The organism is Streptomyces sp. KR55 (assembly GCF_052245645.1).
GTDB classification, from domain to species: domain Bacteria; phylum Actinomycetota; class Actinomycetes; order Streptomycetales; family Streptomycetaceae; genus Streptomyces; species Streptomyces flavusporus.
In genome coordinates this window covers 1-24,297 of sequence record NZ_JBQQCE010000030.1, presented here as the reverse complement: position 1 = coordinate 24,297, position 24,297 = coordinate 1, and the positions used below count along the sequence as shown (strand labels likewise).

Sequence of the window (24,297 nt, the reverse complement as noted above, 5' to 3'; positions counted from 1 at the left end):
GACGCCTGGTCAGCGGCCTCGTCGAAGGCGTGCGCACCGGTCGTCACGCCCGGTGGTGCGGGTTCTCGGGGTCGATCAGGTCCGGCCGCGGCACCGGGCCCAGTGCGGGCGCGCCCGGCTGCGGGGTGTCCGCCGTCGGCGCCCCGGTCGCCGAGGGAGCCTCGCCGGGCGCGACGGGCGGCATCGGCGGATACGGCGCGGCGCTGCCGGGGACACGCTCCGGATGGCCGGCGGCCGGTTCGGTCATGTGTCGGTGTGTGGGCCGTGCCGCCCCGCGCAGCACGTAGGCGATGACCCCGAGGATCGCCGCGGTGACCAGCGCAGCGGCCCAGTCCGGCAGGGCGATGGCGAGGGCCAGGCCCACGGCGAGAGCGAGGGCCGCTCCCGCGTAGAGGGCGACGGCTCCGGAAGCGCCGTACAGCATGGCGGTGCGGCGCTGCTTACGGGTCTGCTGCCGCAGTTCGTCACGGATCGTCTCGCGCGCGACCTGCGCCAGTTCGTCGACCAGATGCTTGTCCAGATGCTCCAGATGATCCATGCGGTCCATGCCCGCCGGGTACCCGCGGCCCTGCCCGCGTAACGCCACGGACACTGGCCGGAGGAACCGCCGGTCAGGCTTGCGCAAAGGCGTCCACCACGACGTCGGCGAGCAGCGCGCCCGCCGTGCCCTCCGGGTCCAGGTCGGGGTCGTAGATGGTGACGTTGAGGCCGACGCAGTGCGGGGAGGCGAGCCAGGGCCGCAGCAGGGCGACGAGTTCGTCGGGGAACAGTCCGTCCGGGTCGGGGCTGTCGACGGCGGGCATGACGGACGGGTCGAGGACGTCGGCGTCCAGATGCACCCAGAACCCCTGGAGCTGCGGAATCGCGAAGGCCTCGGCGGTGGCGCGGGCCAGGGCGTCGGCGCCCCACTCCCGGATGTCGCCGACCGTGACGACCGGGATCTTCAGGCCGGCGAGTTCTGCCGTGTCCTCTTCGAAGTAGTCGCGGATGCCGAAGAGCCGCACGTCCGCGTCCCGCAGATACGGCTTCAGCCCCTCCAGGTTCGTCAGGTCCTCCTGCCCGCGCCCGGTGGCCAGCGCGAGCTCCTCGCCGCCCGCCGCGCCGACGTGGTCGGAGTTGCCCGGGTGGCGGAAGTCGTGCGAGGCGTCCACCGCCGCCAGCCCGTACCGCCCGATGCGGCGCAGCGCGAGTGAGGCGCCGAGCTGGATGGAGCAGTCGCCGCCGAGCACGAGCGGGAAGTCCCCGGCGCGTACATGGTGCTCGATCCGGTCGGCCAGTCTGCCGGTGTACGAGGCGATGGCGTCCGCGTTGAAGACGCCGTCGCCCTCCTGCCAGTCCCCGCGGTCGTAGCGCGGCGGCACGACGACACCGCCCTCCAGGGCGTTCAGCCGCTGCAGTATTCGCTGCTCACGCAGGGCCCCGGCGAGCTTGTAGCAGCCGGGGACGGTGCCGGGGGCGGGCGGGCGCAGGCCCAGGTTGGAGGGGGCGTCGATCACGACGATATTCCGCATGCGCCGCATCCTCCCCGACGTAGAGTCGAGCCTTCAACGGCAAAAGCACGAGGAGCGGACCGGCACATGAGCGAGCAGCACACCTACCGGGTCATCGTCCGGGGCACCTGGGACGCGCTGACCGACGAGGCGCGGGCCCGGCTGCCGGCCGAGGCGGCCGACCACGGGATGCTGAGCATGCGGTTCACCGAGGAGGGGTCGCTCTCGTACGAGGCGTCGCCGCTGAAGCACTTCTCGATGCGGTACGTGGTCGTGTCCGACGCCGAGGACGGCGAGGAGATGGCCGCGGCGATCGCGGAGGACCGTGCCGGGACGACGCTCCGCGGCCTCGGCTACGGCTTCCGGGATCTGCGGTCGACGGTCACCGATCTCGACACGATGAAGATCAACCACAAGCCCGCATCTCGGCGGTGAGCGCCCAGCGTTCGTGATCCCGCCAGGCGCCGTCGATGTAGAGCATGTGCGGCGAGAAACCCTCCAGGCGGAATCCGCAGGAGCGGGCGAGGGCGATCGACGCGGCGTTGCCGGGCTGCACGTTGATCTCCAGCCGGTGCAGTCGCATGGGCCCGAACGCATGGTCCACGACCAGGTTCAGCCCCTCGCGCATCAGCCCACGCCCGGCGGCGTGCGCGAAGGCGCCGTATCCCAGCGCCCCGCTCCGGAAGGCGCCGCCGACGATGTTGTTGATGTTGATGTAGCCGGCCAGGGTGTGCGTGACCCGGTCACAGACCAGGAACCCCGCCTTCGTCGGGTCCTCGATCAGCCGGCCGGCGTAGCGGGCGTACGCCTCGGCGGTGTCCGGCGGGAAGAGCCACGGATGGTGCAGCGCCTTGCTCTCCCGGACACGCGCGGTGAACTCGGCGCCGTCCTCGTGGGTGAAGTGGCGTATGCCCACGCGGGGACCTTCGGCGAGGTAGCGGGACGCGGAGTGTGGCACGCCGCCACCCTACGACGGTTCCCTCCAAGCGGGCTCACTCAGGCACCACGGGCAACTCCAGCACCCCCGTGTCCCCCGGCGCGCTGACCACGGCCACGGGCTTGATCCCCCGGTTGCCGAGGTACGCGTCGTCACTCGCCGCGATCACGAACCGCAGCCGGTGGCCCTTCTCGTACCGGTGGACGATGCCCGGCAGGGTCACGGTGAACGGCTTGGTCACGTCCGGCACGCGGACCGGTGCGACCAGCCGGTGGACCAGCGTCTGCGTGCCGTCGGGTGCGACGTCGTACAGCTTGGCGAAGAGGACGAGCTTGTCGGCGGCGTCGCCCGAGTGCTGCGTGCGTTCCGCCTTCGGCGAGAGAACCCTCAGCGTGGCCCGGGGCGCGCCCACGACGTCGACGTCCTGCCCGAGCGGCTGGCTGGTCCAGCCCAGGTAGGTGCCCTTGGTGTCGTACGGCCCCGGGTCCGGCACTCCGAGGGGCCCGGCCATGGAGTTCTCCGAATGGCTCGTGGGGTTCAGCAAGTTGGTGTACGAGCGGCTGCCGCGCACCACCTTCCTGCGGTTGTCGACGAGTTTGCCGTCGCCGGAGAGGTACAGCTTCCTGCCGGTCGCGGGGAGTCGGTCGGCCGTGGCGTACCTGCTGCCGGAGTCGCTGATCCAGTCCCGGTAATAGGCGAAGTCCGGTCCGGTGTCGACGTTCTTCTTGCGGAGGTGGCGGTCGAACCAGGAGAGGATCCGCTTGCCGACGTAGCTGCTCTCCAGGTTGCCCTGGCCGAGGTTGAGTTCTCCGCTCGCCGGGTCGGTCAGGCCGCCGCTGTGCCCCCAGGACTGCCAGATCATCTTCACCGGCGTGCCGTGCGCCTTGAGCGTCTTGTACGTGGCGGTCGCCTCGTTGAGGTTGAACAGGGTGTCGGCCTGTCCCTGGACCAGCAGGGTGGGCGCCTCGACCCGGTGCAGGTAGGACACCGGGGAGACGCTGCGGGCGTAGTCGAGCAGTCCGGCGGTCCGGTCGGCCGGATAGCGGCCGGAGTTGAGGGTGCGGATGGTGTCGCAGGCCCTGCTGACGAAGTGCAGACAGGTGCGGGAGTTGATGCGGGACGGGTCGAGGCTCGGCTGGAGCAGCGGCTGGCCCTCGCCGATGAGGTAGAAGCCGTTGGTCCACTGCCATTTGAAGGCGCCGGGCACGCCGCGGGCGCCGACGGCGTTGTTCGGGTCGAGCGAGTACACGAGGTCGTTCCAGGTGATCATGGGCACGAGGGCGTCGACGCGGTGGTCGACGGAGGCCGTGGCCAGCTGGATCGCCCCGCCGTAGGAACCGCCGATCATGCCGACGCGCGGGTCGCCCGGACGGTCGAGGGTGACGTAGTCGACGCTGGTGCCGTCGTCGGCGGCCCGTTTGCCGGCCAGGAAGTCCAGCAGCTGCGCGGCGGCCCGGCCGTCGATGGCCGGGTCGTCGAGCGAGATGAGGCAGCCCGATCTGCCGAAGCCGAGCCCGGAGTAGACGAGCCCGACGTAGCCGCGCTGGGCGAAGGCCTTGCCGATGGCGTCCGTGGAGCCGTCGTTCTTGCTGCCGCCGAAGCCGTTGGTGGCCAGCACGGCGGGGGCGGGGCGGGCACTGTTCACGCCCGCGGGCCGGTAGAGGTCGGCGTCGATCGTGCAGGTGCGACCGCCCGCCTTGACGGTGAACTTCAGGGCGCTGACGGTGTACTGGCCGGTCGCGGTGGCGGGAGCGGTGAGTGCGAGGGGTGCGGTGAGCGCGGCGCCGAGGGCGGCGGCGAGAACGGCACGGGACCTGGACACAGGTCGGGACACGTAGACCTCCACACTGAGGACAACCGGAGAACCCGGAGAACGAGGACGACCGGACAACACGAATACCGACCAGTAGGTGCAGGCCGGTAATCATGTTGTGACACGTGTCAGGACGGGTCAATCACCGTGGTCGGAGTTTCCTGACGGAATTTCAGTTCCGCTGCTCAGCGCAGAGCGGGCTCGTCCAGCGTCAAGGTGCCCGTGTCCGCGTCCAGCTCGGCCGCAACCCCGAACGGAATCGTCAACGCCCCGTCGCAGTGCCCGAATCCGAACTCCTCGACCACGGGAACCCCGAGCCCGCCGAGCCGGTCGACGAGCAGGGCGCGCACCCGGTCGTGGGCATCGCAGCGCTCCCACGACCCGAGCAGCACCCCACGCACCCCGTCGAGCCAGCCGGCCCGGAGCAGTTGGGTGAGGTAACGGTCCAGACGGTACGTCTCCTCCCCCACGTCCTCCAGACAGAGCAGCCCACCGCGCGCGGAGTCACGGGCGTGCGAGGTGCCCAGTTCCGCGGCGAGCAGACAGAGGCATCCGCCCAGGACGACACCCCGCGCCCGGCCGGGAACCAGTGCCGTACCGTCGGAGGCGATCGTGCGGACCGTCTCCGGCGCGAACAGCGTGGCCTTGAGGTGCTCCTGTGCCCGCGCGTTCTTGATGAAGTCGACGCCCGCCGCCATCGGCCCGTGCAGCGTGACCAGGCCCAGCCGCACGGCGAACGCCTCGTGCAGCGCCGTGATGTCACTGAAGCCGACGAGCAGCTTCGGCCCGGCCGCCCGCAGGGCCTCCCAGTCCAGCAGGTCGACCATGCGCTGCACCCCGTACCCGCCGCGGGCGCACAGCACGGCGTCCACGGACGGATCGCACCAGGCCGCCTGGAAGTCGGCGGCCCGGTCGGCGTCCGTGCCCGCCAGGTAGTCGAACGTCCCGTGCCGGTCCAGCACATGGGTCGCCGTCACCGGGTCGAGGTCCCAGCCGCGGAGCACGTCGAGTCCGGCCTGCAGCCGCTGCTCCGGCACGGGTCCGCTGGGTGCGACGACGGCCACACGGGCGCCGGGGGCGAGCCGGGCCGGACGCAGGAGTTCCTTCACTTGGCCAGCTCCAACGTGGGAACGCCGCGCGGGTTCAGCCCGAACACCTGGGCGTACAGGGACAGTTCGGCCTCCAGGGCGCGGATCATCGTGTCGGCCCGCCGGAACCCGTGTCCCTCCCCCTCGAAGGCGATGTACGCGTGCGGCACCCGTCCGCCCTCCATGCGGGCCAGGAACCGCTCGCTCTGCGCGGGCGGGCAGATCACGTCGTCCAGCCCCTGGAGCAGCAGGAAGGGTGCGGTGATGCGGTCGGCGTGCTCGGCGGGCGAGCGTTCCATGTACCGTCCGGGCACCTCGGCGAGCGGCCCGACCAGGCTCTCCAGGTACTGCGACTCGAAGTCGTGGGTCTCCCCCGTGCCCCAGCCGGTGAGGTCGAGGATCGGGTAGATGATCGTGCCGCAGGCGTAGACGTCGGTCGTGGCGAGGGACGCCGCCGCGGTCCAGCCGCCCGCGCTGCCGCCGCGCACCGCGAGCCGGTCACGGTCGGCGGTGCCCTCGTCGGCCAGCGCGAGCGCCACAGCCGCGCAGTCCTCCACGTCGACGACACCCCACTGCTCGCGCAGCCGGTCCCGGTAGGCGCGGCCGTACCCGGTGGACCCGCCGTAGTTGACCTCGGCGACGCCGATGCCGCGGGAGGTGAAGTAGGCGATGGCCAGGTCGAGGACGAGCGGTGCACGCCCGGTGGGGCCGCCGTGCGCCCAGACCACGTACGGCGGCAGCTCGGCGCCGGGCGCGATGCAGCCGGGGTTGTGCGGCGGGTAGACGTGTGCGTGGATCTCGCGTCCGGCGGGGCCGGTGAAGGTGCGGATCTGCGGTTCGGGGTAGTACGCCGGGTCCACCGCGTCGTCGTGCTCGGCGCCGATCACCCGGGCCCGGCCGGTCCGGGCGTCCAGCTCCACCACCTCGTAGGCGCTGCGCGGACTGGCCCCGACGCCGACGATCCGCTCGCCGTGCACCGCGAGGGTGGGCGCGAACTCGGTCCAGGGGCCGGCCGCGTCGACGACCTCGCCGGTCTCGGGGTCCAGTATCCCGAGGGCGGTCGTGCCGCGCCCGTGCACGACGGCGATGAGCCCGCTGTCCAGCGGGGCGAACCAGCGGTGCCCGAGCTTCCACAGTGGCCCGCCGAACTCCTCCTCGCGCGGGCACAGCGGTTCACCGTCGCGGTAGAGGTTCCACCAGCCGGTGCGGTCGCTGCTGTACAGCAGGGAGCCGTCGGCCGCGAAGTCGACCTGGGCGATCGACTCCTGAGGGCCGCCGGCGACCGTCCGGGGCGCGAGGAGCGTCCCGTCGGATCCGACCTCGGCGAGCACCAGCTCCGTGCCGTCCCACGGCATGCGCGGATGGTCCCAGGCCAGCCAGGCCGCGTGCCGTCCGTCGGGCGAGAGGCGGGGACCGGTGACGAAACGGTGCCGGTCGTCGGTGAGTTCCCGCACGGCGTCCCGGTCCTCGGCGGCGGAGCCGTCCAGCGGCACCGCGGCCAGCACGCGCCGCACGTCGGTGGGTCCGTCACCGGTGAACTCCTCCAGCACGCACCACACCTCACCGCGCTCCGGCCGCAGCCGCGGATCGGCCCAGCGCAGCCCGCCGCCCACCGGGGACACGGGCGTCAACGGGCGGGGCTCGCTCCCCGGCTCGTAGCGGTACAGCCGCTGGTCGGGGAAGTGCACGAACACCACCAGCGGCCGGCCGTCGACGAGGTCTCCGGCCCAGGGCTGTCCGCCGTACTCGATGACCCGGCTGCGCACGTTCCACGGAGCGGGCAGCACGGACTCCTCCACGCCGTCGGCATGCCTGCGCACCAGCGTGCGCCGGCCCCCCTCGGCGGGCCGCGGCTCGGTCCACCAGGCCTCGTCACCGACGAAGCCCACGTACTCGGGATGGCCGTCGTGCGCGGCGGCGAGCGCCGCGTCGATCGGCGAGGGCCAGGAACCGTACGCCATGGTCTGCATGTTCTCCCCCATGCTCTAGGCGCTCCGCAGGAACCGGTCGAGGACGCGGACGCCGAAGTGCAGCGCCTCGACCGGGACGCGCTCGTCGACCCCGTGGAAGAGGGCCTGGTAGTCGAAGCCCTCCGGGAGCTTCAGCGGCGCGAAGCCGTAGCCGGTGATGCCGAGCTGCGAGAACTGCTTGGCGTCGGTGCCTCCCGACATGCAGTACGGCACCACATGCCCCTCGGGCGCGAACTCCTCGACGGCGGCCCGCATCTTCGCGTACGTCGTCGAGTCCACGGGCGCCTGCAGGGCCACCGTGCGGTGCTCGTACGCCCAGTCCACGTCCGGCCCGGTCAGCAGGTCGAGGGTGGTGCGGAACTCGTCCTCGCCGCCCGGCAGAAAGCGTCCGTCGACATACGCCACGGCCTCGCCCGGAATGACGTTGATCTTGTAGCCGGCGGTCAGCATGGTCGGGTTGGCGCTGCTGCGGACGGTGTGCTCGACGAGCTTTCCGGCCGGGCCGAGCTTGTCCAGGAGCGCGTCGACATCGGAGAGGTCCGTGTCGATGCCGTACAGCGCGGCCAGTTCGGTGAGGGCCGCCCGCACGGTCGGGGTCAGCCTGAGCGGCCACTCGTGCGCGCCGATCCGGGCGATCGCGGCGGCCAGCCGGGTCACCGCGTTCTCGCGGTTCACCTTGGAGCCGTGTCCGGCGCGCCCGCGCGCGGTGAGCTTCAGCCAGCCCGTGCCGCGCTCACCGGCGGCGATCGGATAGATCTCCCGGCCGCTGCCGTCGTGGAAGGTGAACGCCCCGGACTCGCTGATGCCCTCCGTGCACCCCTCGAACAGCCCGGCGTGCCGTGTGGCGAGGAACTCGGAACCGTCCTCGGCGCTGGCCTCCTCGTCCGCGGTGAACGCGATCACGATGTCCCGCCGGGGCCGTACGCCCTGCCGGGCCCAGGCCCGGACGACGGCGAGGATCATCGCGTCCATGTTCTTCATGTCGACCGCGCCCCGCCCCCAGACGACCCCGTCCCGGATCTCCCCGGAGAACGGGTGCACGCTCCAGTCGGCGGCTTCGGCGGGTACGACGTCCAGGTGCCCGTGGACGAGCAGCGCGTCCGCCGAGGGGTCGGTGCCCTCGATGCGGGCGACGACGTTGGTCCGCCCCTCGGTGCGCTCCAGCAGGACGGGTTCCAGTCCCGTCTCCGCGAGCCGCGCCGCCGCGTACTCGGCGGCCGGCCGTTCCCGGCAGTCGCCGCCGCCCCGGTTGGTGGTGTCGATACGGATCAGGTCGGAGGTGAACTCGACGACCTCGTCCAGGGCCCGCTGGTCAGCCATACTGCTCCTCCACGGCGGCCGAGACGACAGTGGTGACCGCCTTGAAGGTACGGATTCCCTCGTACATGGTCTCGCTGGTGTACGCCACTTTCCGTTCCCCGATCCGGTCCACGCCCGGCACGGCGGTCGCGGCCATGGCCAGATGTTCGGCGTCGAACTCGACCGCCACGGTGTACGGGCCGCCCCTGACCGGCTCATGACGCACCGCCAGAGCGGCCGCCTCCTTCGCCGCGGCCCGGATGTCGGAGGCGGTCCTGGCCGGCGTACGGCACACCGCCGCATACCGCGACACATGGTCCTTGACGGCGACCTTCAGCGCCTCGGGCGCATACCCGAGCGCGTCCTCGCAGGCCACGTCGTCCCCCGTCACGAGGATCACCGGTACCCCGTACTCGGCGACGACATGCGCGTTCAGCAGCCCCTCGCTCGCGCGGACGTCGTTCAGCCACACCCCGGTGATCGAGTTGGCGAGGTAGGTGTGTGCGAGCACGCCCTCCGCTCCGGCGCCGGCGTGGTAGCCGACGAACGCGATGCCGTCCACGTCGCCGTGCTGCACGCCCTCGACCATGGACAGCGACTTGTGCCGTCCGGTGAGCATTTCGACCCGTTCGTCCAGGCACTCCAGCAGCAGGTTCCGCATGGTCCAGTGCGCCTCGTTGACGACGACCGCGTCGGCACCTCCGTCGTAGAAGCCGAGCACCGCGGCGTTGACGTCCGACGTGAACATCGAACGGCACCGCTCCCACTGCGGTGTCCCCGGCAACACGTCGGCCGGCCAGGTGACACCGGTGGCGCCCTCCATGTCGGCGCTGATGAGGATCTTCATGGTGCGTCACGTTACGCGGAGAATCAGCGCACGGCCAGGAGGGGGCCCACCGGCGAAAAGTGGTCGGCGGCGCCGGTGAAGAGCGCCGCGTGCGGTCAGCCCTCCCGGCCCGCCACCAGCCACTTCGACGGCAGCTCGACCCTGGCGCCGTCCGGGCCGGACTCCGTGGTCGCCAGGGGCAGTTCGCCGCTCGCCAGCACGGTGAGCCCGGCCGCCCGCAGGTGGTCGGGCACGGCGGCGTCGGCGACCTCGCCGGGGGCGATGCCGTGCCGGAAGACGGGGGCGAGCTTGGCCGGCGGGCCGGCGGGGCCCTGGGCCAGAGAGCGCAGGACGGCACCGGCGGCCTCGGCGAGCTCGACGAGGAAGACCCGGCCGCGGGTGCCGACGAGGGTGGCGATGCCGTCCACCAGTGGCTGCCGGTCGTCGGGCTCGCACTGGTGGAGTACACCGCGCATGTACACGTTGGCGTCGCCGAGCTCCGCGTGCAGCGCCTCGGTCTCGCTCTTCTCGGCGGCGTCCAGTGCTCGGTAACCCGCCTGCCCGGCGGGATCCGCGTAGCGGGCGTGCTCAACGGCCGCCACGGACAGGTCGACGCCGAGAACGTGCCGGAAGCGGTCGGCGAGGTAGCGGGTCTGGGTGCCGTTGCCGCAGCCCAGGTCGACCACGGGCAGGCCGGGGTCGGTCAGGTGCGGCTCGAACAGGGCGAGGTGGCGGCCCGCGGTGAGCGCGGGCTCGGCGTCCCAGAACACGGCGCCCTGCTCGCGGGGCGCCTCGCGCCAGAACGCCTCCCAGGCCTCCCGGTACCGACTCGTCACGCTCATGGCCAACTCCCCAGGTCCGACGCCGATCCCACCGTAAGTGACGGGCCAGTACGGTGTATCGCGCCCGGGGCACGGTCACAAGCACACGGCGCATACCTTCACGGCTCGTTCGACAGGCCCACGGCCCCTGCGTCCGATGATTCAGCGGCGCGGCAGCGTGAGTTCGAACCAGACCGTCTTGCCCGCACCCCTTCGGCTGGCGCCCCACTCGCGCGCGAGGGTGCTGACCACGCGCAGTCCGCGCCCCGCCTCGTCGCCGGGCCCGGCGCCCCGCAGCGTCGGCAGGTCGTGATCGTCGTCGTCCACCTCGCACAGCAGCGTGTCGCCGCGCACCAGACGCAGTTCGACGGGCCGGCGGTGGGAGTGCCGTACCGCGTTGGTGACGAGTTCGCTGACCATCAGCTCGGTGCTGTCCGCCAGCCGGGCCAGACCCCAGTCGTGCAGCTGCTCGCGGACGGCGGCGCGGGCCCGTCCCACCTCGGCCGGGTCGAGGGCGAGCCGCCATTCGGCGACGTCGTCGGGTTCGATGCCGCTCAGGCGGGCCATCAGCAGGGCCACGTCGTCCTTGCGGCCGCCGCGCGTGTTGAGGGCGCGGATGATGGTGTCGCAGGCGTCGTCCATGGACGCGGCCGGGTGCGCGGCGGACTCGCACAGCGTGGCGAGGCCGACGCCGATGTCCTCGCCGCGCACCTCGACCAGCCCGTCGGTGCACATCACCAGCCGGTCGCCGGGCTGCACGCGCACGCGTACCGCCTCGAAGGGCACCCCGCCGACGCCGATGGGCGCACCCGTGGGCAGGTCGAGCAGTTCACTGCGACCGTCCTCGGCCCGCACCAGCACCGGCGGAATATGGCCCGCGTTGGCCAGGTGCAGCTCGCTCGCGATCGGGTCGTAGACGGCGTACAGGCAGGTCGCCAGGTAGGTGTCGCCCAGCCGCTGGGCGAGGTCGTCGAGGTTGCGCAGCAGCTGGGCGGGCGGCAGGTCGAGGGCGGCCATGGTCTGCACGGCGGTCCGCAACTGGCCCATCATGGCGGCGGAGTTGAGGCCGTGACCCATGACGTCGCCCACGACGAACGCGGTGCGGGCGCCGGGCAGTTTCACCGAGTCGAACCAGTCGCCGCCGACCCGTCCGAGCATCGTGCCGGGCAGATAGCGGGTGGCGATGTCGCAGCCCGCCATGCGCGGCGGGATGTGCGGCAGCATGCTGTCCTGGAGGGTCTCGGCAACGCTCTCCTGGTAGGTGTACATGCGCGCGTTGTCGAGCACGAGGCCCGCGCGGGCGGCGAGTTCGGCGCCGGTGACCCGGTCCATGTCGTTGAACTCGGCGCGCTCGGGATGGCGCAGCAGGATCATGAACCCGAGCACCACGTTGCGTGCCTTCAGCGGCACGACGAGCATCGAACGGCCCGTGATCAGCGGCCGGATGTCCCGCTTCTCGAACTGCGAGGCGATGGCGTGGCCCATCTGCTCGCTGATCCGTGGCACCAGGACGGGCTCGCCGGTGGTCATGCACTGGAAGAACGGCGTGTGCGCCGGGAACGGCATGGCCTCGCCGACGGGGACGACGTCGTCCCAGCGGCCGGGTTCGTCGGTGTGCTCGACGGCGACCCGGTGCCACATGGTGGTGGTGTCCGGCACGCCTTCGGGGAATCCCTCGCCGGCGACGACCTGTTCGCGCAGATAGGTGCCGGCGACATCGGTGAAGCGGGGTACGACGGCCCGGCTGACCTCGACGATGGTCCGCGCCAGATCGAGCGAGGTGCCGATCCTGCCGCTCACCTCGTTGAGGAACTCCAGCCGCTCGCGTACGGCGGCGTACTCGAGGTCCTCGCCGTCCTCGCCGTCGTCCCGCAGTTCCTCCGGTACGGTCTCGCCGGCGGCCAGGGCCCTGGCCAGTCGCTCGCGGCGGGCCTTGCGCTCGACGCGCCGGGGCACGCCCCAGTCGGGGGTGACGGGCACCCGGTCGTTCTGGCTGAACTCCAGGACCGGATAGCCCAGTTCGAGGACCTGCGCGACGATCCGGGCGCTCTCGTCGACGCTCATGCTGGGCAGGATCTCGGGGAGCCTGCGGGCGAGTTCCTCGGCGCCGGGGAAGTCGGTGTGCAGGGCGAAGGCGGGCGCGATCCGTTCGACGGCCGCGTCCTCGTCCGGCTCGTGCGGGCGCAGGGCGGCCGCGTCCGCGGCGAGCACGAGCAGCCGCTCGAGGCCGGGTCCGATCAGTGGGTACGCCCACCACAGCACGTCGACCCGGCCGCCGTCGGGCACACCGACCCGGGCGCGGCCCGCGGCAGGGTAGGAGAGACCTCCGTCGAGGGATGCCTGCAGGCCGGGTCCGAGGCCGTCGTACCCGCCGTACGGCCCGTACGGCGTGTCCTCAGCGTCGTCGGGGTCCTCGGGGTCTGCGGGCAACGCTCCGGAGACAGGGAGAAGGTCGGCCGCGGACCGGCCGATCGCGGACTTCTTGGCGGCGCCGAAGAGGCGTCGCGCGCCGGTGCTCCAGTGGGAGACGAGGCCGTCGCGATCGACCACGACCACGGCCAGCGGGATGCGGCCGGCCGGGGCATGCCCCGTCGGTGCACCGCTTCCGGCCTGGTGGTCGGGAGGTGCTGACCGGTCGGTGCCACGGTCCATGGCCCAGTCCCTCTCCCCACGACTGTGCAAGATCTAGATCTGTGCCCCCGTCACCCACCGTACGGCGACACCCCTCCACGATGTGCGGCAATACGGGAATTGATGTCGCCGACCGCGCGGGCGCACACCCTGCCGCGGCCGACGGGCGGTTCAGTCCTCGTGGCCCAGCTGAAGGTCGCGTTCCGTGCGTCCCCCGCCCGCCACTTGCAGCACGGTGGCCACGGGCGGATATCCGGCCGCGATGACGGTGTACTCGCCGGAGGACAGATCGACGAACCGGAACGTTCCGTCAGCCCCGGTGGTGAGCGTGTCGACCACGTTGCCGGCCGCGTCCAGCAGGGTCACCCGCGCGTCCTCGACGGGCCGCCCGCCGCTCGCCCGAACCGTGCCGCGCAGCACGGCGCCGCCGGCGAGTTCGATGTCCTGCCGGGTCTCGCGGGCGGCCTGGACGGTGACCGGGAGGGCGGCCGGGCGGAACGCGGGAGCGCTCGCGGCGAGCGTGTACTCGCCCGCCACCAGCTCGTTGATGACGTAACCGCCCTCGCGTCCGCTGCGGGTACTGGAGACGACCTCACCGTGCGCGTTGGTCAGGGTGACGGTGGCGTCGCGCACGGGGCTGCCGTCCGCGGTGAGCACGCTGCCGGCGAGGCGTCCGGCGCCGCCGAGGACGACGTCCAGTTCGACGGGGCGTTCGCCGACGGTCACGGAGACGGCCTGCGGCTGGTGGCCGCCGGCCGCGGCGATCAGGACGTACGCCCCCGAGCCGGGCGTGGCCAGCGCGTACCGTCCGTCCTCGCCGCTCGCGCCCCGCCCGATCTGCTGTCCGGCGACGTCGATGAGCGTGAGCGCGGCGCGGGGCACGACGGTCCCGTCGGGGTGCTGCACGGTGCCGCAGACGGCGATTCCGGCGGCGTACGGCGAACGGGCGTGCGGGATGGGGGCGTTCACCTGAGCTGTCTCCGGGTCGGTGGTAGGGGCGCTGGGGGACGCTGTACTGGTCAACAGGGGGGTCTCCTTGAGGAAGAACGAGATGAGCAGCCCGAGGACGAGCACCGGCACGAGGTAGAGGAAGATCCTCGGCATGGCGTCGGCGTAGGCCTGGATGTAGCCCTCGCGCAGCGCCGGGGGCAGTGCGTGGACGAGCTCGGGGGTGATGGACTCGGGGTCGGGCAGACCGGCGTCCGCGCGCGTGGGGAGGTGTTCGCGCAGGGAGTCGGTGAGCCGGTCGGCGAAGAGGGTGCCGAAGATCGCGGCGCCGACGCTGCCGCCGATCTGCCGGAAGTAGTTGTTGGCGCTGGTGGCGGTGCCGAGGTCGGCGGGGCGCACGGAGTTCTGCACGGCGAGGATCAGGACCGGCATCACCATGCCGATCCCGGCGCCGAGGACGGCCATCCAAATGCTGTAGTGCAGCCGGGGCGTGTCGGCTTCGAGCCGGGAGAGCAGCCACATGCCGACGACGGAGAGGGCGCCGCCGATGATCGGGTGGATCCGGTAGCGGCCGGTGCTGCTGATGAGCTGCCCGGAGATGATCGAGGCGCCGACGATGCCGCCCATCATGGGCAGCATCAGCAGCCCGGACTCGGTGGCGCTCGCCCCGTCCACCATCTGAAGGAACGTCGGCAGGTAGCTGGCGGCGCCGAAGAGGGCGACGCCGACCACCAGGCCCACCAGGCCGGTGATGTTGAAGACGGAGTCGCGGAACAGCCGCAGCGGAATGAGGGGTTCGGCGGCGAAGTGCTCGGCCACGAGAAAGAGCACGGTGGTGGCCGCGGCCCCGGCGGCGAGCGCGAGGATGACGTCCGAGTCCCAGGCGTACTCGGTGCCGCCCCAACTGGTCAGCAGGACCAGGCAGGTGGAGGCGGCGGCGAGGAGCAGCGCACCGAGGATGTCGAGGCGGGGTTTGGCGGTCGGCTTGGGAAGTTTCAGCACGACGGCGACGACGGCCATGGTGATCAGGCCGAAGGGCACGTTGATGTAGAAGCACCAGCGCCAGGAGAGATGATCGGTGAAGTAGCCGCCCAGCAGGGGCCCGGCCACAGACGCGAGGCCGAACGCCGCGCCGATCAGCCCCATGAACTTGCCCCGCTGCCGGGGCGGCACGATGTCCGCGATGATCGCCTGCACGCCGATCATGAGCCCGCCCGCGCCGACACCCTGCACCGCGCGGAAGGCGATCAGCTGGTCCATGGTCTGCGCGCGGCCGGCGAGCGCGGAGCCGACGACGAAGACGACGATGGCGAACTGGAAGACGCCCTTGCGGCCGAGGAGATCGCCGAGCTTGCCGTAGATCGGCAGTCCGATGGTGGCCGTGAGCAGGTAGGCGGTGATCGCCCAGGACATCTTGTCCAGGCCGTGCAGCTCACCGACGATCCTCGGGAGCGCGGTGGCGACGATCATCTGCTCCAGGGCGGCGAGCAGCAGCGCGAGCATCAGCCCGAGGAAGACCAACCGCACCCGGCGCGGGCTGAGTTCGGCGGTCAGGACCGGCGGTGGGGCAGGAAGGTGCGGGGGCGCCGTCGCAACTGGTCCGTCCTGCACCAGAGTCGTCCCGCCCACGTACCGCTCCCCTCGTCGCACTGCCACACAATTGCCGCGTAAAGCGACAACTACGAGCAAGCGCGACGAGTTACGGAATCATGCCATCCGGCCAGGAGATCCACTCGAACCGGTGAGACCTCAACGACCCCTGAGGGATTGCCCCTTGATCACTTCTCGACCTCAGCGGCCAGCTTGGCGAGCACCGCGTCGTAGATCCGGGCGAGACCCTTGGGCGCAAAGGTCTTCTCGAAGAAGCCGCCGATGCCTCCGGCGCCCGTCCAGGTGGTGGTCACGACCACGCGGGACCGGCCCTCGCCGGCCGGGGTGACCCGCCAGGTGGTGACCATGGAGGAGTTGCGGTCCTTCTCGACGAGCTCACCGTCGGTCGGCTCACTGACCTCCAGGAGGCAGTCGCGGACGCGCTTGCTGGTGGCCTGGAGGCGCCAGTGAACGAGGGTGCCCTCGCCGTCACCGCCCTCGCGCACCTCGTATTCGCTGAAGTGCTCGGGCAGCAGCCTCGCCCGCGTGCCGGCGTAGTCGGCGAGGGTGTCGAACACCGTCTCCGGGTCCGCCGCGACGACCCGCTCCGTAGTGGCCTCGACCTGCGCCATTGCGTTCCTCCAGCACCTGAGTTCTCGGGGTTGCGGCACAGCCAACCACCCCGGCACCCGGCCGCCCAAATCGGGAGCACGGAAGTGATCGATCGGGTTCCGTGACGCGATCGGGAGTGACGCTCGCACGATCATGGGAACAGATGTTCTATTCTGTGTCGAGCGACCCCGAGGAGGCGTCATGCGCTGGGAGAACCTCACCCTGGAGTCCGGCGAGCACAGCCGGGCCGACACCGCGCTGTTCGGCGCGGACGCGGTGGTGACCAGAACCTTCGACACGCCCGAGTTCCGCGGGATCACCTTCCACGAGGTGCGGGCCCGCTCGATCCTCAACCGGGTGCCCGGGGCCTCCCGCATGCCCTTCGAGTGGACCGTGAACCCCTATCGGGGCTGCACGCACGCGTGCGTGTACTGCTTCGCGAGGAAGACGCACAGCTATCTGGACCTCGACACCGGCCTCGGCTTCGACTCCCAGATCGTGGTCAAGGTGAACGCACCCGAGCTGCTGCGCCGCCAGCTCGGCTCGCGCCGCTGGCAGGGCGAACACATCGCGATGGGCACCAACGTCGACTGCTACCAGCGCGCCGAGGGCCGCTACCGCCTGATGCCGGGCATCCTCGCCGCCCTGCGCGACCACGCGAACCCCTTCTCGATCCTGACGAAGGGCACCCTGATCCTGCGTGACCTGGACCTGCTGACGCAGGCCGCCCGGGTGACGGACGTCGGCATCTCCGTCTCGGTCGGTTTCACCGACACCGAGCTGTGGCGCACCGTCGAGCCGGGCACCCCGGCGCCGGAACGCCGCCTGGACGTCGTACGGACCCTGGGCGAGCACGGGATCGGCTGCGGCGTGCTGATGGCGCCGGTGATCCCGTTCCTGAGCGATCAGCCCGCCCAACTGCGGGCCACCGTGCGGGCGATCGCCGCCGCCGGGGCCACGTCGGTCACACCGCTCGTGCTGCATCTGCGGCCCGGCGCGCGCGAGTGGTTCATGGCGTGGCTCGAGCGCCACCACCCGCACCTGGTGCGGCGGTACGAGCGGCTGTACGCGGACGGCGCCTACGCCCCGAAGTGGTACCAGCGCCGGATCACCCGTCAGGTCCACGAGCTGGCCCAGGAGTACGGCATCGGGCCGACCCGCGCGGGTATGCCGCGCCGGATCCGGGAACCCGAGCCGACGCCTTCGGACCTGCCCGGGCCGACCCAGCTCTCGCTGATCTGAGAGCGTTCGAGCGCAACCATCGACCCAATCGGGTCAAGTATGATCAGAACATGTTCTTCCGGGCGTTCCGTTCGGGACGATGCGGCGAGGGCCGTGGGATGCGCGGCCCCGCAACCCTCCGTCCTGGGAGGACCCATGAACAAACGCGCAGCCGTGCTGTGCGGCGCCGCGCTCGTCGTGGCCGGCACCTTCACGGCAGTCCCCGCCGAGGCGAACGCCCCGCACGCCACTACCTCGAGGCCGGCGTGGAAGAAGTGCGGCACCACCGACTACCCGACGCTCCAGTGCGCGTCGCTGAAGGTGCCGCTCGACCACGCGAACCCGCACGGGCAGAAGATCACGCTGGCGCTGTCCCGCGTCCCGCACACCGCGAAGAGGTACCAGGGCCCGCTGCTGGTCAACCCCGGCGGCCCCGGCGGCAGCGGTCTGACCCTCGCCGGATTCGTCGCGTCCGCCCTGCCGAAGTCGGTTGCGGCGCAGTACGACGTCATCGGCTTCGACCCGCGCGGGGTGGGCGCGAGCAAGCCGGCGCTGAACTGCGGGCCCGGCCACTTCGACCCGGCGCGCCCCGACCCGAGGCCCGCCACGCCCCTCGCCGAGACGGCCAACCTCGCGCGCGCGAAGTCCTTCGCCGCCGCCTGCGGAAAGAAGTACGCGCGCGTGCTGCCGTACCTCGACACGGGCAGCGCCGCCGAGGACATGGACTGGATCCGGCGCGCTCTGGGTGCGGAGCGGATCAACTACTTCGGCTACTCGTACGGCACGTACCTGGGCGCGGTCTACGCCAGGCGGCACCCGGAGCGGGTCCGTCGTGCGGTCCTGGACTCCGTCGTCGATCCCACCGGCGTCTGGTACGACAACAACCTGGCGCAGGACCACGCCTTCGACGACCGCCACCAAGCCTTCATGAAGTGGGTCGCCAAGCACAACGCCACCTACCGGCTGGGCACCGACCCGGCCCGGGTCGAGGCCAGGTGGTACGCGATGCGCGCGGCGCTGGCCAGGAAACCCGCGCGTGGCACGGTCGGCGCCGCCGAACTGGAGGACACCTTCCTGCCCGGCGGCTACTACAACGGCTACTGGCCCCACCTCGCCGAGGCGTTCGCGGCGTACGTCAACGACAAGGACCCGGACCCGCTGGTCGAGGCGTACGAGGACTTCGGTGCCGTGGATGCCTCCGACGAGAACGGCTACAGCATCTACACCGCGGTGCAGTGCCGGGACGCCGCATGGCCGCGTGACTGGCGCCAGTGGAGCAAGGACAACTGGGCGATCTACGAAAAGGCGCCCTTCCTGACCTGGAACAACGCCTGGTACAACGCGCCGTGCGCGTTCTGGCCGACGGACTCGCTCCAGCCGGTGAACATCGCCAACCGTCAACTGCCGCCGGTCCTGCTGTTCCAGGCGACGCACGACGCGGCCACCCCGTACCAGGGCGCCGCGACGGTCCACCGGCTGCTGCACCGCTCCAGCCTGGTCGTCGAGGCGAGCGGCGGGAACCACGGCATCACGCTGAGCGGGAACACCTGCCTGGACAAGCACCTGGCGGCCTATCTGACCGACGGCACGGTGCCGCGCGGGAGCGGCGGGGTCGACGCGGTGTGCAAGGCACTGCCCGACCCGAAGCCGCTGACCACCAGGGCGTCCGGCACGACCCGGGGTTCGACGCTGCACGGGCTGCTGGGCTTCCGGGGCTGAGTGATCCGGCCCGTCGGGGGCGTTGTCAGACCCATGGTCCACCATGGACGCATGAGTGAGCCGACCAGGATCGCCGCCCCCGGCGGTGTCGCCGCCGCCAGCCAGTACTCGCACGTCGTGATGGGCACCGGCCGTTTCGTGGCCATCGCCGGCCAGCTCCCCCTCGACGAGCACGGCGCGCTGGTCGGCGAGGGGGACCCGGCCGCCCAGGCCCGCCAGGTCTTCGAGAACCTGCGCCGCTGTCTGGCCGCCGCCGGCACCACGTTCGACGACGTCGTCAAGCTCACCTTCTTCGTCACGGACATGGCCCACATGCCCGCGATCCGCACGGCCCGCGCCGAGCACATACCCGACGACCGCCTCCCGGCCGCCTCGGCCGTGCAGGTCGCTGCGTTGGTCCGCCCGGAGTTCCTCATGGAGATCGAGGCGTTCGCGGTGGTGGGCGCGTGAGCGGCCTGCGGATCCGGGAAGTGACCGCCGCCGACTGCGACCGCGTGGCCGAGATCCGCATCGGCGGCTGGCAGACCGCGTACCAGGGCCTCATACCGCAGGAGTATCTCGACGCGCTCGACGTGGCGGAGGACGCCGAGCGCCACCGCACCCGCCTCGCCCAGGGCGACGGCAGCGTGGTGAACCTGATCGCCGAGCTGAACGGCGACGTGCTCGGCTGGGCCTGCCACGGCCCGTACCGCGACGGCCAAGTCCGCACGGCCGACGCCGAGTTGTACGCGATCTACGTGCACCCCGAGCGGTATGGCGCCGGCATCGGGCAGGCCCTGCTGGCCGAGTCGGTACGGCAGTGCGCGGCCGCCGGACACGCCCGCATGCTCCTCTGGGTGCTCAAGGAGAACGCCCTCGCGCGGCGCTTCTACGAGCGGGCGGGATTCCGTACGGACGGGGCCGAGGAGCCGTTCGAGGTGGCCAGGGCCGAGGTTCCGGAGGTGCGGTACATGCGGGAGCTGACCCGCGTCGGGTGACCCGGCGGGCATCACCCCTGCCGGGGCATGCGGGCCAGCGCGGCCACAGCGGCCTCGGCGAGTGCCGGGTGCGCGAGGGCTTCGTTCAGTACGGGCCGGGCCCGGGCGTCGCCGAGCACCCCCAGCCCCTCCACGCAGGCCAGGGCCACGCGGCGGTACGGGTCGTGGGGGCGCAGCCGTCGCTCCAGCGTGGTGATCAGAGTGGGCACCGACTCCGGGGCGCGCAGTTCGACGAGGAGTCGGACCGGGTGCAGGGCGTAGGCGACGCGCAGTTCGTTGGTGGCGAGCGCGGCGGCGGCGCGGGCGGTGCGCGGGTCGCCGAGGCGGGCGAGGGCATGGGCGGCGGAGGCGCAGCGCGGTGGGTCGCGGTGGTTGAGGAGCAGGACGAGGGACTCGAAGGCCCGCCGGTCGCCCGCCAGCCCCAGCCGGAACGCGGCCAGCTCCCTGGCCCACAGCGGCTGCCCCGCCGCAGTGAGCACACTCGCCAGCTCCTCGTGGTCCTCGGTCGCCACCAGATGCTCGTACGCCGCGGTGGCACCCGACTCCTGCCGTAAGCGCTCCGTGAGCGATCGCAACTCTTCGTCCATGACGCCGAGGGTACAAACGATCTCGGTTCGGGGGACCCACATCACAGCGACAGAGGACTGGCGCGCTCGTTACCCGCGGGTTAAGCTCAGACGAGCGGGTTACCCACCCGCCCCTCCTCGCGACGGTTTGGTGACGCAGCCGTCGGGAGAGCAGTCGGTTCGGTACATCACGTACCTGAGTACGACTCGGCCACGGGACAGGGCCGGTCGGCATCACCGTTCCTCGGACGTGTGCACGTCCGCAGCGACGGCACCGGGCGTGTGCGCTTGCAGCCCGGCATCACCCGCACTCCTCACGCACCCGGTGCGCCCCCCGGCGCACCCGGTCGCGTTCCCAGACGTCACCCTCATTTCCAGGAGTCCCGCGATGGCCACTCCCCTGTCCGACACCCCTCTGTCCCCGCTCAAGACCGTTGCCGTCGTCGGCCTCGGCACCATGGGCACCGGTATCGCCGAGGTCCTGGCCAAGGCCGGTCGCGAGGTCGTCGGTATCGACGTCAGCGAGGCCCAGGCCGCCCGGTGCGTCGCCGCCCTGGAGGCCTCCACCGCCCGCGCCGTGGAGCGGGGCCGGCTGACCGAGCAGGAGCGCGCGGACGCCCTCGCCCGGGTCCGTACCGCCACCGATCTCCGCGCGGCGGCCGACGCCGACCTGGTCATCGAGGTGGCGCCGGAGTCGTACGAGATCAAGCAGCAGATCTTCCGCGAACTGGACGGGATCGTCCGCCCGGAGACGATCCTCGCGACCGGCACCAACGCCCTGTCCGTCACGCGCCTGGCCGCCGACTCGGCGCGTCCCGAGCGTGTGCTCGGGCTGCACTTCTTCAACCCGGCGCCGGCGATGAAGCTGGTCGAGGTCGTCTCCTCGGTGCTGACCGCGCCCGCCGCCGTCAGCGCGGTCACCAGCCTCGCCCTCGACCTCGGCAAGGAGCCCGTCGCGGTCGGTGACCGGCCCGGATTCGTCGCCGACGGGCTGCTGTTCGGCTACCTCAACCAGGCGGCCGCGATGTACGAGGCGAAGTACGCCTCCCGGGAGGACATCGACGCGGCGATGCGGCTCGGCTGCGGGCTGCCCATGGGCCCGCTGGCCCTGCTCGACCTGATCGGCATCGACACCGCGCGCACCGTCCTGGACGCCATGTACGCGCAGTCCCGGGACCGGCTGCACGCCCCCGCGCCGGTCCTGAAGCAGCTCAGCGAGGCGGGCCTGACGGGCCGTAAGTCGGGCCGCGGCTTCTACACCTATGACGCTCCGGGCAGCGCCACCGTCGTGCCCGACGCACTGACGCCGCGGTCCGGCGACTCCCGGACGCCGGGCCGTACGGTCCGCTCGGTCGGCGTCGCGGGCTCCGGCACCATGGCGTCCGGCATCGCCGAGGTCTTCGCCAAGGCGGGCTACCACGTGGTCCTCGCCGCCCGCAGCGCGGAGAAGGCCGAGGCCGCCAAGGCCCGGATCGGCAAGTCGCTCTCGCGCTCGGTCGACAAGGGCAGGCTGACGGCGGAGGCGGCGGCGCAGACGCTGGACCGGATCACACCGGCGGGCTCGTACGACGCCTTCGGCGAGGTCGACCTGGCGGTCGAGGCCGTCGCCGAGGACCTGGAGGTCAAGCGGCAGCTGTTCGCGACGCTGGACAAGGTCTGCAAGCCGGGCGCGGTCCTGGCGACCACCACCTCGTCGCTGCCGGTCGTCGCCTGCGCCCGTGCCACCTCGCGTCCGCAGGACGTGATCGGCATGCACTTCTTCAACCCGGCGCCGGCGATGAAGCTGGTCGAGGTCGTGCGTACGGTGCTGACGGCGGACGACGTCCACGCGACGGTTCACGAGGTCTGCGGCACGATCAGGAAGCACGCCGTCGACTGCGGTGACCGGGCCGGATTCATCGTCAACGCGCTGCTCTTCCCGTACCTGAACAACGCGATCAAGATGGTGCAGGACCACTATGCGTCCCTTGACGACATCGACGCGGCGATGAAGCTGGGCGGCGGCTACCCGATGGGCCCCTTCGAGCTGCTGGACGTCGTCGGCCTGGACGTCTCGCTGGCCATCGAGAAGGTCCTGCACCGCGAGTTCCGCGACCCGGGCCTCGCCCCGGCGCCGCTCCTGGAGCACCTGGTGGCCGCGGGCTGCCTCGGCCGCAAGACGGGCCGCGGCTTCCGCGAATATGCCCGCCGCTGAGCGTCCCGGCGACTGGTTCCGCGCGGGCGCGGAGTGGGGCGGACTGCTCGACCCGGCCGGTTCTCCCCCGCCCTTCCAGGGCGGGGGAAACCCCGGACCTGCGCATCGAGCTGCGCACATGCAGTACGTTCGGGGCATGTCCCAGCCCGCCAAGTCCTCACGTACACCAGCCGCGCCCGACGCACCCGAGAGTGCCGCAGGCAGTCGCGCCGCCGCCCAACGGCTGAAAATGCGCCGGGAGCTGGCGGCCGCGGCGATGGAGCTGTTCGCGACCAAGGGGTACGAGGCGACCACCGTCGACGAGATCGCGGCCGCGGCCGGGGTCGCCCGCCGCACCTTCTTCCGCCACTTCCGCTCGAAGGAAGAGGCGATCTTCCCCGACCACGACGACACCCTGATCCGGGCCGAGGCGGTGCTCAACGCGGCACCCGCGCACGAGCACCCCCTCGACACGGTGTGCCGCGGGATCAAGGAAGTCATGAAGATGTACGCGGGCCGGCCGGAGATCTCGGTCGCCCGCTACAAGCTCACGCGCGAGGTGCCCACCCTGCGCGAGGCGGAGATCGCGTCGGTGGCCCGCTACGAGCGCCTCTTCACCCGCTATCTGCTCGGCCACTTCGACGAGCACGCGCACGACGACGACGCCAACGACGACCCCCTGCTGGCCGAGGTCGCCGCTTCCGCCGTGGTCACCGCCCACAACCACGTGCTGCGGCGCTGGCTGCGGGCCGGCGGCCAGGGAGACGTGGAGGCACAACTCGACCATGCCTTCGCGATCGTGCGGAAGACGTTCGGGGCGGGCATCGGAATCGGACGCTCCGCGGCGCCGAAGCCGGCCCCCGCCTCGGTCTCGACGCAGGGCGAGGTGCTGGTGACGGTGGCCCGCACCGACGCTCCGCTGGACGAGGTCATGCGGACCATCGAGGAGGCCCTCCGGGACCGCTGAGCGCCCACAGCACAGTGACAACGGCCACCCCACCGGGGTGGCCGTTTTGGCATGTCAGAGCCCTCTTTCGCCCGTTTCCCAGCCCGCATACGATCGATCATCGCTCATTTGTTACGTAAAGATTTCGTCTGAGCGAAACTTCTGGCACCCAGTGCCTTGCCAGGTGACACGGCGTGCCATACGTTGATGTTGTCCGGGCGGCCGGCGTGCAGCGACCTTTCGTACGCCGGCTGTCCCCGCAAGCCGACGGCCTGCGCGCCCGGACGCCTGCGTCACAGGCAACCTCCCGCGCCACAAAGCGCTGCCGAACAGCACCACCCGCCGAACCGACGGCAACCCCCAACCCTCAGCAGCACCGACGTAACCCTCAGCGCCCTTCCCTCGGGGCGCGTATCGCCGGAGGCAACACCGTGACCGTGAAGGACATCCTGGACGCGATCCAGTCGCCGGACTCGACGCCGGCCGACTTCGCCGCTCTCCCCCTCCCCGAGTCGTACCGCGCGATCACCGTGCACAAGGACGAGACGGAGATGTTCGCGGGCCTCAGCACCCGCGACAAGGACCCCAGTAAGTCGATCCACCTGGACGACGTGCCGGTGCCGGAACTCGGCCCGGGCGGGGCCCTGGTGGCCGTCGTGGCCTCCCCGGT

The 24,297-nt window shown here is 71.7% G+C and carries 20 protein-coding genes and 1 pseudogene; 8 read left to right on the top strand and 13 right to left on the bottom strand.

What is annotated here, in order from left to right; genetic code table 11:
* Positions 1 to 43 precede the first annotated feature (43 nt).
* A complete protein-coding gene (locus ACTWQJ_RS06980) occupies positions 44 to 547 on the bottom strand; it encodes a phage holin family protein (RefSeq protein ID WP_443305743.1) in 504 nt (167 codons plus the stop codon).
* A 64-nt stretch (positions 548 to 611) separates the two neighbouring features.
* Positions 612 to 1,511 (bottom strand): arginase family protein, encoded by a 900-nt coding sequence (locus ACTWQJ_RS06975; protein WP_443305742.1) that lies wholly within the window; start codon positions 1,509 to 1,511, stop codon positions 612 to 614.
* Positions 1,512 to 1,577: 66 nt separating this feature from the next.
* Between ACTWQJ_RS06975 and ACTWQJ_RS06970 the strand changes: the two genes are divergently transcribed.
* On the top strand, positions 1,578 to 1,925 hold the full coding sequence (locus ACTWQJ_RS06970) for a DUF6204 family protein (RefSeq protein ID WP_443305741.1): 348 nt from the start codon (positions 1,578 to 1,580) through the stop codon (positions 1,923 to 1,925).
* On the opposite strand, the gene ACTWQJ_RS06965 is transcribed toward ACTWQJ_RS06970, so the two are convergent.
* From ACTWQJ_RS06965 to ACTWQJ_RS06920, 10 genes are all read right to left on the bottom strand, one after another.
* Positions 1,897 to 2,448, bottom strand: coding sequence for a GNAT family N-acetyltransferase (locus ACTWQJ_RS06965; protein WP_443305740.1), 552 nt, complete (start codon positions 2,446 to 2,448; stop codon positions 1,897 to 1,899). The two genes, ACTWQJ_RS06970 and ACTWQJ_RS06965, sit on opposite strands and share 29 nt — an antisense overlap.
* A 34-nt stretch (positions 2,449 to 2,482) precedes the next feature.
* A complete protein-coding gene (locus ACTWQJ_RS06960) occupies positions 2,483 to 4,261 on the bottom strand; it encodes a CocE/NonD family hydrolase (protein WP_443305739.1) in 1,779 nt (592 codons plus the stop codon).
* Positions 4,262 to 4,425: 164 nt separating this feature from the next.
* On the bottom strand, positions 4,426 to 5,349 hold the full coding sequence (locus ACTWQJ_RS06955) for a S66 peptidase family protein (protein WP_443305738.1): 924 nt from the start codon (positions 5,347 to 5,349) through the stop codon (positions 4,426 to 4,428).
* Positions 5,346 to 7,310 (bottom strand): prolyl oligopeptidase family serine peptidase, encoded by a 1,965-nt coding sequence (locus tag ACTWQJ_RS06950; protein ID WP_443305737.1) that lies wholly within the window; start codon positions 7,308 to 7,310, stop codon positions 5,346 to 5,348. The genes ACTWQJ_RS06955 and ACTWQJ_RS06950 overlap by 4 nt, the downstream gene beginning before the upstream one ends.
* 3 nt (positions 7,311 to 7,313) lie before the next feature.
* Positions 7,314 to 8,618, bottom strand: coding sequence for a M20/M25/M40 family metallo-hydrolase (locus ACTWQJ_RS06945; protein ID WP_443305736.1), 1,305 nt, complete (start codon positions 8,616 to 8,618; stop codon positions 7,314 to 7,316).
* Positions 8,611 to 9,444 carry a M55 family metallopeptidase gene (locus ACTWQJ_RS06940; RefSeq protein WP_443305735.1) on the bottom strand — a complete coding sequence of 278 codons (834 nt, stop codon included), beginning with the start codon at positions 9,442 to 9,444 and terminating at the stop codon, positions 8,611 to 8,613. Before ACTWQJ_RS06940 ends, ACTWQJ_RS06945 begins: the two co-directional genes overlap by 8 nt.
* A gap of 95 nt (positions 9,445 to 9,539) precedes the next feature.
* A complete protein-coding gene (locus tag ACTWQJ_RS06935; protein WP_443305734.1) occupies positions 9,540 to 10,265 on the bottom strand; it encodes a class I SAM-dependent methyltransferase in 726 nt (241 codons plus the stop codon).
* Positions 10,266 to 10,406: 141 nt separating this feature from the next.
* Positions 10,407 to 12,896 carry a SpoIIE family protein phosphatase gene (locus ACTWQJ_RS06930; protein ID WP_443305733.1) on the bottom strand — a complete coding sequence of 830 codons (2,490 nt, stop codon included), beginning with the start codon at positions 12,894 to 12,896 and terminating at the stop codon, positions 10,407 to 10,409.
* 150 nt (positions 12,897 to 13,046) lie between these two features.
* Entirely contained in the window at positions 13,047 to 15,452 is a 2,406-nt protein-coding gene (locus ACTWQJ_RS06925; RefSeq protein ID WP_443305732.1) for an MFS transporter, read from the bottom strand.
* 149 nt (positions 15,453 to 15,601) lie between these two features.
* Positions 15,602 to 16,045, bottom strand: coding sequence for an SRPBCC family protein (locus ACTWQJ_RS06920; protein WP_443305731.1), 444 nt, complete (start codon positions 16,043 to 16,045; stop codon positions 15,602 to 15,604).
* Positions 16,046 to 16,226: 181 nt separating this feature from the next.
* Between ACTWQJ_RS06920 and ACTWQJ_RS06915 the strand changes: the two genes are divergently transcribed.
* The 4 genes from ACTWQJ_RS06915 (at position 16,227) to ACTWQJ_RS06900 (ending at position 19,942) form a co-directional block, all read left to right on the top strand.
* On the top strand, positions 16,227 to 17,267 hold the full coding sequence (locus ACTWQJ_RS06915; protein WP_443305730.1) for an Rv2578c family radical SAM protein: 1,041 nt from the start codon (positions 16,227 to 16,229) through the stop codon (positions 17,265 to 17,267).
* A gap of 135 nt (positions 17,268 to 17,402) precedes the next feature.
* Positions 17,403 to 18,965 (top strand): alpha/beta hydrolase, encoded by a 1,563-nt coding sequence (locus ACTWQJ_RS06910; protein WP_443305729.1) that lies wholly within the window; start codon positions 17,403 to 17,405, stop codon positions 18,963 to 18,965.
* 51 nt (positions 18,966 to 19,016) lie between these two features.
* A complete protein-coding gene (locus tag ACTWQJ_RS06905; protein WP_443305728.1) occupies positions 19,017 to 19,415 on the top strand; it encodes a RidA family protein in 399 nt (132 codons plus the stop codon).
* A complete protein-coding gene (locus tag ACTWQJ_RS06900) occupies positions 19,412 to 19,942 on the top strand; it encodes a GNAT family N-acetyltransferase (RefSeq protein ID WP_443305727.1) in 531 nt (176 codons plus the stop codon). The genes ACTWQJ_RS06905 and ACTWQJ_RS06900 overlap by 4 nt, the downstream gene beginning before the upstream one ends.
* An 11-nt stretch (positions 19,943 to 19,953) precedes the next feature.
* Here ACTWQJ_RS06900 and ACTWQJ_RS06895 read toward each other — a convergent pair whose 3' ends face one another.
* Positions 19,954 to 20,529 (bottom strand): adenylosuccinate lyase, encoded by a 576-nt coding sequence (locus ACTWQJ_RS06895; protein WP_443305726.1) that lies wholly within the window; start codon positions 20,527 to 20,529, stop codon positions 19,954 to 19,956.
* 367 nt (positions 20,530 to 20,896) lie between these two features.
* Here ACTWQJ_RS06895 and ACTWQJ_RS06890 point away from each other — a divergent pair, with 367 nt between their 5' ends.
* The 3 genes and pseudogenes from ACTWQJ_RS06890 to ACTWQJ_RS06880 all read left to right on the top strand — a co-directional run.
* The gene (locus tag ACTWQJ_RS06890) at positions 20,897 to 22,702 is read left to right on the top strand and encodes a 3-hydroxyacyl-CoA dehydrogenase family protein (protein WP_443305725.1); all 1,806 of its coding nucleotides are present in this window, start codon (positions 20,897 to 20,899) and stop codon (positions 22,700 to 22,702) included.
* 136 nt (positions 22,703 to 22,838) lie between these two features.
* Entirely contained in the window at positions 22,839 to 23,648 is an 810-nt protein-coding gene (locus ACTWQJ_RS06885) for a TetR family transcriptional regulator (protein WP_206306932.1), read from the top strand.
* A gap of 416 nt (positions 23,649 to 24,064) precedes the next feature.
* Positions 24,065 to 24,297: pseudogene (locus ACTWQJ_RS06880) on the top strand (crotonyl-CoA carboxylase/reductase); the annotation flags it as partial.